The sequence below is a fragment of the Streptomyces sp. NPDC005070 genome (assembly GCF_053600395.1).
The window spans coordinates 1-1,615 of record NZ_JBSFZS010000470.1 but is presented as its reverse complement, the minus strand read 5'-3'; the positions used below and the strand labels follow the sequence as shown (position 1 = coordinate 1,615).

Annotated in this window: 2 protein-coding genes; both read left to right on the top strand. The window is 70.3% G+C overall.

All coding sequences use genetic code 11. The annotated features are described in order from the left end of the window. The first annotated feature begins 118 nt into the window (after nucleotides 1-118). On the top strand, nucleotides 119-601 hold the full coding sequence (locus tag ACWEBX_RS40345) for a TerD family protein (RefSeq protein WP_451889668.1): 483 nt from the start codon (nucleotides 119-121) through the stop codon (nucleotides 599-601). A gap of 94 nt (nucleotides 602-695) precedes the next feature. Further along, nucleotides 696-1,615, top strand: a 920-nt coding sequence (locus tag ACWEBX_RS40340; RefSeq protein WP_451889667.1) for a serine hydrolase domain-containing protein, incomplete at its 3' end; no start/stop codon positions are given.

Here is a 1,615-nt window from a genome sequence, read left to right as displayed (position 1 = left end):
ATGATGCCGGGCATGAGCCGGTAGCGGCCCTCGGCGCGCTGGTAGCAGTCGACGTTGGTGCCCATGGCGATGTGCTCGCCGAGCCAGCGGCGCGACCACGGCCGGCAGCAGTGGCGGGGTGCTGGGCAAGCTGCGCCGCAAGACGGGCACCGATCTGGATCTGATCGCCATCGCCATGCAGGGCCGCGACCCGGTGCGTCTCGCCGGTCTCGACTCCCTCGACCCCATGGGCAACGGCTCGTTGGTCCACAGCGGCGACAACCAGACCGGGCACGGGAGCGGCGACGACGAGACGGTGACCGTCGAGTTCGCCGGGATCCCGCCCCACATCACGTCGATCGTGTTCGTCGCCGCCGCGTACAAGAAGGGCAGCGCCTTCGAGAAGGCGCGCAACATCAGTTTCAAGGTGTACGACGCGACCGGCGGAAGCTCGCAGCAGGTCGCCGACATCTGGCCCAGCCTGCTCACCCAGGACAACGGCTGCGCCGTGGCCAAGGCGCTGCGGGTCGAGACCGGCTGGAAGCTCGAAGTGATCAATACGACGGGGAAGATCAAGCAGGGCGACGAGCATGCCCTGATGCGCTTCGCCGTCAGCAAGTAGTCCATGGACGAAGCGGCGCGGCCCGCTCTCCCGGAGCGTGAGGCCGGCGCGCGACGTGTACGTTGCCAACGGGCCGAGGCCGAGGAGGAGACAGGTGACTGCCGGTGGCTTCTCGTCGAAACGGCTGGTCCGGGTGCGGGAGCTGGCGGAGCGTCACGTCGGCTCCGGCTTCGTCCCCGGGATGGTGGTCGTCCTGGCCCGGCACGGCCAGGTGCACCTCGAAGCGACGGGCACGCTCGCGTTCGATGGCACGGGCTCGAAGACGCCGATGGCGGGCGACACGATCTGTCGTATGGCCTCGATGACGAAACCGATCGTCGCCGCGTGTGCCATGACGCTCGTCGAGGACTGCACCCTGCGCCTCGACGACCCGGTCGACGACCTCCTCCCGGAGCTGGCGGACATGACCGTGCTCGCCGATCCCGACGGACCACTGGACGACACCGTTCCGGCGGAACGCCCGATCACGCTGCGGGATCTGCTGACCTACACCCTCGGCACCGGCATGGTCCCCGCCGAACCGGGAACGGTCCCGATCGCGGACGCGCTGGACGCACTCGGCCGGCCGCCGTCGGACGAATGGGTGCGCCGGCTCGGCACGCTCCCGCTCGTCCATCACCCGGGTGAGCGCTGGATGTACGACACCGCCGCCGACGTGACCGGCGTGCTCGTCGCCCGGGCGACAGGTATGTCTTTCGGGGACGCCCTGCGCGAGCGGATCTGCGATCCGCTCGGCATGAAGGACACCGCCTTCAGTGTGGGCGGCGAGAGCACCGACCGGCTGGCGACGGCGTACGAGCGCGAGGACGACGCCGGCGGTGAGCAGGTGGTCGAGGACGGCCCCGACGGGCGGTGGAGCCGGCCGCCAGTGTTCGAAGGAGGCGGCGGCGGGCTCGTCTCGACCGCCGAGGACTACCTCGCCTTCGCCTCGACCCTGCTCGCGGGCGGCCACCGTCACGGCGAGCGGGTGCTCTCGCGGCCGTCGGTCACGCTGATGACGAGCGACCACCTGAC